General features: G+C 35.4%; 4 protein-coding genes. 2 read left to right on the top strand and 2 right to left on the bottom strand.

Annotation, left to right across the window (positions count from 1 at the left end; translation table 11 throughout):
* Nucleotides 1-294 precede the first annotated feature (294 nt).
* Both rluF and rlmN read left to right on the top strand, forming a co-directional pair.
* Nucleotides 295-1,269, top strand: a complete 975-nt coding sequence (gene rluF / locus ON09_RS21965; protein ID WP_010603226.1) for a 23S rRNA pseudouridine(2604) synthase RluF — start codon at nt 295-297, stop codon at nt 1,267-1,269.
* Between the two features lie 88 nt (nt 1,270-1,357).
* The gene (gene rlmN / locus ON09_RS21970) at nt 1,358-2,413 is read left to right on the top strand and encodes a 23S rRNA (adenine(2503)-C(2))-methyltransferase RlmN (protein WP_010603227.1); all 1,056 of its coding nucleotides are present in this window, start codon (nt 1,358-1,360) and stop codon (nt 2,411-2,413) included.
* Here rlmN and ON09_RS21975 read toward each other — a convergent pair.
* Together ON09_RS21975 and ON09_RS24545 are read right to left on the bottom strand one after the other, a co-directional pair.
* On the bottom strand, nt 2,410-3,465 hold the full coding sequence (locus ON09_RS21975) for a leucine-rich repeat-containing protein kinase family protein (RefSeq protein ID WP_238533780.1): 1,056 nt from the start codon (nt 3,463-3,465) through the stop codon (nt 2,410-2,412). The genes rlmN and ON09_RS21975 overlap by 4 nt on opposite strands.
* A 1,275-nt stretch (nt 3,466-4,740) precedes the next feature.
* Nucleotides 4,741-5,325 carry a methyltransferase domain-containing protein gene (locus ON09_RS24545; RefSeq protein ID WP_010603230.1) on the bottom strand — a complete coding sequence of 195 codons (585 nt, stop codon included), beginning with the start codon at nt 5,323-5,325 and terminating at the stop codon, nt 4,741-4,743.
* Nucleotides 5,326-5,858 lie beyond the last annotated feature (533 nt).

The following is a 5,858-nucleotide window of genomic DNA, read 5'->3' on the forward strand; positions in this document are numbered from 1 at the left end:
ATTGCCTTTAGCCAAACCACACATCACAGGGCTCAACTTGGTGTTTATTTAAGATTGTTGGATATTCCTATTCCTGGCAGCTACGGCCCAAGTGCTGATGATCAAAGTTTTTAGCGCTCAGCTTAATTATTTTAGAATCCGGATGACATATGCATCAGAGGCAAGATACATACTGGTTGCGGCGTGGAATGCCTGGAGCAAAATTCCGGAACTAGCATCTATGCTCAAACCTGAATGGTTATTGAAAAGCAAATCCAGCTGAATTAAACAAATTTATTTCCGTAAAATTGTAGCATGAACAATAATACTGCAACCCGTTTAAATAAGTTTATCAGCGAAAGTGGATTATGTTCTCGCCGTGAGGCTGACCGGTTTATTGAGAAAGGAAATGTTTTCATTAATGGCAAGAGGGCCAAGATTGGCGATCAGGTTTTTGCCGGAGATAAGGTGATGGTGAATGGCCATAACATCGAGCCTAAAGAAGAATCAAATTTTATCTTACTCGCTTTCAATAAACCTGTAGGAATTACCAGTACCACAGAATCAAACGTTAAAGATAATATTGTGGATTATGTAAACCACAGTGAGCGTATCTTTCCAATTGGAAGATTAGATAAGGATTCTTCTGGCCTGATTTTTTTAACCAACAATGGCGATATCGTTAACAAAATATTAAGAGCAGGAAATAAACACGAAAAAGAATACCTTGTTACGGTGAACAAACCGATTACTGAAGATTTTATCTTCGAAATGAGCAACGGCGTACCCATACTAGGTGTTAATACCCGAAAATGCAAAGTACACCAGGTAAGTACTTTTGTTTTTAATATCATTTTGATTCAGGGCTTAAACAGGCAGATTCGCAGAATGTGTGAGCACTTTGGCTACGAAGTGACAAAGTTAGAACGCACCAGAATTATGAATATCAATTTAAAGGGTATTCCAACAGGAGAGTTTCGTGAATTGGATGAAGATGAAATGAGAGGCATTATGAATAGCGTCGAAAAATCATCATCTGAAGTAGCCTCAAAATCCAAAAACACCAAAAAGAAAACCAACTCCTGGGAAGAGATTCCAGAGCTTAAAAAAGAACAACCGAAAAAAACGTTCAAGCCTGGTAAGCCCGCAACAAAATCCGGAGCCGGGAAAAAATCAGCTTCACACTCTTCAGGTAAAGCTCCTGCGAGAGGTGCTTCATCTTCGAGAAATTCGAAGCCAGTAAAGGGTAAATCTTCAGGAAAATCAAATACCAGGCAAAGAGGCAGATAGCCTGACAATTGTAAAATTCTGACTCTTAGTAATTTGCTTTCCTTTTTATGCTTTCAGCTTAATGGCATTTTGAGTACCTTTGCAGCAAATGGTAACAGCAAAAAAAATCGATATTCGCTCACTGGATTTGCCTCAGTTGCAACAACACTTAAACGCAATGCAACAGCCTGCGTTTAGGGCAAAGCAAATTTACCAGTGGCTGTGGGAAAAATCGGCAACTAAGTTTGATGACATGAGCAATCTTTCTAAAGAATTGCGCAAAACATTAAATGATAGTTTCTCAATAAATGCTGTTCAAGTTAACAACTCTCAGTTTAGTAACGATCATACCATTAAAAACACCTTTCGCTTAGCCGATGGGAACATCGTAGAAGGAGTTTTGATCCCGCTGGAAGATAGGATGACTGCATGCGTGAGTTCGCAGGTAGGTTGTAGTTTAACTTGTAAATTCTGTGCAACCGGTTACATGGATCGTAAGCGTAATTTAAATGCTGATGAGATTTATGACCAGGTTGTATTGATTGATAAGCAGGCCAAGCAAAACTATAATAATCCCTTAACTAACATCGTGTACATGGGCATGGGCGAACCGCTTTTAAACTATGCTAATGTGCTTAAATCAATTGAAAGGATAACGGCTCCTGATGGCTTAAACATGAGTTATAAGCGTATTACAGTTTCTACTGCCGGTATCGCTAAAATGATTAAAAAACTTGGTGACGATGGCGCTAAATTTAACCTTGCTTTATCACTTCATGCTGCTGATGATAAAAAGCGTAATGAAATTATGCCCATTAATGAAGCAAATTCATTAAAGGCATTGGCTGATGCATTAAAATACTATTTCGCCAAAACAAAAAATCCGGTAACATACGAATATATTGTCTTCAATCATTTTAATGACGAAATATCAGATGCGATGGATTTAGCTAAATTTTGCAAACACATTCCTTGCAAGGTAAATCTTATTGAGTACAACCCTATTTCATTTGCCGATTTTACCAATGCAGAGGGAGACAAAATAGATGCATTTTCTAACTATCTAAAAAGTCAGGGCATCAATACCAATATTCGCCGTAGCCGTGGTAAAGATATCGATGCCGCCTGTGGTCAGTTAGCAGTTAAAGAAGAAGCAGGTATTTAGTTGGATAACGCCGTCAAGCTTTCTACAATTTCGTCGAAGCCTGGGCGTTCAGCATGTTGTGACGATAAACACAAGTCACGCAGCCTTGCCAACTCAATAAGAGATGGGTTTTCTTCCTCCACGCAAATGGTTAGCAAATCGTCAAGAAGATAGCCATATGCTTTAACTTCTATCTTCTCTAAATAAACTGAGACGACAGCATTGTTTTTATCGTAAAATGAGGCAGCTCCAAAATCTCCAAATAGCGTCTCTCCATTTTCATTGATTAGGATATTGTGCGCATATAAATCACCATGAATTATTCCTCTGGCATGAAGCTGTTGAGCTACTGATGCCATTGAGTTCGCAACTTTTAATACCTGCAACTTTGACAATCCAATCCCAGTATTAAAAATGTCTCTGGTACAACTTTCTAAACTTGGCGGTGCTCCCAAATTAAAAAAATCTTCAGGGATCAAATTCATTACTAAACCCCTTTTCTTTTCCTTTGAAAAATTCACCTTACCTAGCAAACCAACAAGCGCTGGATGACTACCTGCGGCGATGTAAGCGTTCATCTCATCATCAGGATAACCGTCACTCGTAACATTGCCCTTAAATATTTTTACGGCAACATTTACAATCGCATCACCATTCGATCTTTCAGCTTTATAAATCGTACCGGAGGCTCCTTCACCAAGTAATTCTTTTAAGTTAAATTGTTCAAAATTTAATTCTTGAGCATCTGCAAAAGTAAAATCCTGCTTAAAGTGATTTCCTGAAAACGCAAGCCAGGCTAAGTTTGGCAAACCTAACAGCCATTCTGGTAATTCTGTGATTCGATTTGCAGCTATCCTAAGTAGGGATAAATTACTGCAGTTCGCTAATGTTTCAGGCAGAGAGGTTAACTGATTCCCGGCGAGCATCAGTTTTTGCATTCTTTTACAATTACCAATCGATGGCGGCAGAGCCTCAATTTTATTGCCGGTCAAAATAAGCCACCGTAAATTTGGATGAAGTGCCGATGCTGGAATGACCTTAATATTATTAGATTTAAATCCAACAATATCCAAAGCATCGCATCTTCCCAAAACTTCAGGATAAGTCGTAAATAAGTTATCTGAAGCAAAAAATATCCTGAGGCTTTTAAAGCGATAAAAATCGTAGGGCAAATTTGATAGCTTATTCGAAGATAGATCAAGATATTCGAGCGTATCTTCCAACTCAAAAAGTTCAACGGGGAATTCAGTTAAATTTTCCGAAATTTTTACAGAAACAGCTCCTTTTAATTCGCCCTTTTTCAGCTGAGATACGGTCTGCAAGTTTATATAAATATTTTATTCTGCAAATATAAGTATTGCAATCAAAGACTTAGCATATTATTAGGCTCCTAAATTATATTATCACTACCCACGATAGCGGTAAACTGTCCAAACATTTTTTTTTTAACTATAGACTTTATAAATTCAGGACGATCGTCATATTAAACGATAAAATCAAAAACACCAGATTCTACCACACTTAAGAAAGGAATTGACACAATAGAACTTAATTTCCTCTTCAAAGACTGGAAATAATGCTTTCGAACTAACTTCTCGAACTCAACATCCATTTTTTGTGATAGTTTTTTAAGGATAAAAGCTTTACTTCGATTTGAATCTGAAATTGCGTATTCCACTAAGTCACACTTGTAGGAGTATTTAGCCCTAAACTCAATTAAATCTGTATAATATTGTTGTAAGTTCCAGCCCATTCAACTATTTTTTAGTAAAAAAAATGTAATGAAAAAAGTGTTTTTTCTGCATGATATCAATGGTACACTATCATTAAGCACACCAAATACAACTCATTGATCAGCTCAACAAGGTCACTAGATGATATAACAAAAAAGTATACAGATTGTTAAACCGCAAACAAAAAAAAACCACCCAACTATTTTGAGTGGCTTTAATTCGTTATAACTCGTATCTATCCAGAGTACGTGCCTCACTATTAAAAATGAGTGTTCTAAATCGTCCCGTGATTTAACTCTGGAAGTAAAATTAGGGGATTTTAGCGAATTGTTATATAGCCCCTTTGTACTAAAAAATAATACAAATGCATTATAAAAAGCTAACAATGCATATCTCTTCAACCAAAATACCTATTCAATATGAATATCCAATTTTCAGTTACGAAATTAATCTGCCAAATTGTAATCATTCTTGAAATACTTATAGCAAATTAAATCCCAAGTCTGATTTACGATATGAGATGTCCATCTTTCAACAGTATCTGCCACATTGAGTTAATTACGGCGACTTCTATGCTTTGTTAGATATTGCTTAAGATCATATTTATCTTAATAGTCAAGGCATAAAAATACATACCCTCCATTTTTGTCCTTTACTGTTCATTACAGTTCTCGTTTCCAAAAATTTATAATTATTGTAAAGCTCTTCCCAAATCTTGGTGTTTGCATGCAAATCGAACATAGATACTATAAAATATCCGTTTGAATTTAAATTCAAAAAAATTGATTGCTCTATGATTTGAATAGGTTGTTCAAAATAGTAAAGAGTTTCATTAAAAATAATCACGTCATATTTATTTTTAACTTTCGCCCTGTCAAAATCCAGTTGCATAAATCTTTCACTTCCAAATCTTTGCTGAGCTATTTTTACTGCCTCTAAAGAAATATCCAATCCGAAATAATCAACATCGGATTTAACATTTTCAGATATATAATAATAAAGAACGCCTTGACCGCAACCTACATCAAGGATTTTTCCACCCGGCTTAAACCGCTTATATAATTCACAAATAGTTAGATAGTGTCCTTTTTCATCATCAGAATAAAGATAATCCCAATAGCCTGATGTAAACTGCTGTTCCCAAACGGTTTTGGATAATCGCTTTCCTAAATACATTTTACCAAAAAATTTATTTTTCATGATATTTAGAAGCCTATCCTTAATTCTGTCGATAAAGATCATAATACGCATAATTTTACAGATACTGATTTAAGAATTAGTTAGAGAAAAATGATTCTGAAAGAAAGAACTACAGCTAAAGAATTGGTAAAAACTAACTAAATACAAAACAGTATAGCTCGGGTAGGCAGTTTAATCTAGCTATTTATTCACTTAAAATAAACTAGTACACAAACGTAACTTAAAAACATAAATAGAAAAATAGCCCGTAAGGGCTATTAAACTTCTTAAGTAATACTTTAACAAGCTTTACAGTGATTCAGGCATATCGATTAAATACTCCAATTTGAAAAAATAAACAAGTATTCCCGATAGGTTCAACTGAACTGGGTGACATATCACCCGACATATTAAAAAATTAAGTTTTGAATAAATCCTTATCCAGATTTTAAAAAGGTTTCCTATGATAAGTCTATGATCGTCAACAAAGTAAGAATGCTAGTCAATGTTCCTGTCTTACCATATAGTATTATTTGAAATGAAAAGTGATAACC

This window comes from Pedobacter agri PB92, assembly GCF_000258495.1.
GTDB lineage: Bacteria > Bacteroidota > Bacteroidia > Sphingobacteriales > Sphingobacteriaceae > Pedobacter > Pedobacter agri.

Coding starts and splice junctions, on each gene's coding strand:
- rluF (WP_010603226.1), top strand. CDS start 295: ATGAACAATAATACTGCAACCCGTTTAAATAAGTTTATCAGCGAAAGT.
- ON09_RS24545 (WP_010603230.1), bottom strand. CDS start 5,325: ATGAAAAATAAATTTTTTGGTAAAATGTATTTAGGAAAGCGATTATCC.
- rlmN (WP_010603227.1), top strand. CDS start 1,358: ATGGTAACAGCAAAAAAAATCGATATTCGCTCACTGGATTTGCCTCAG.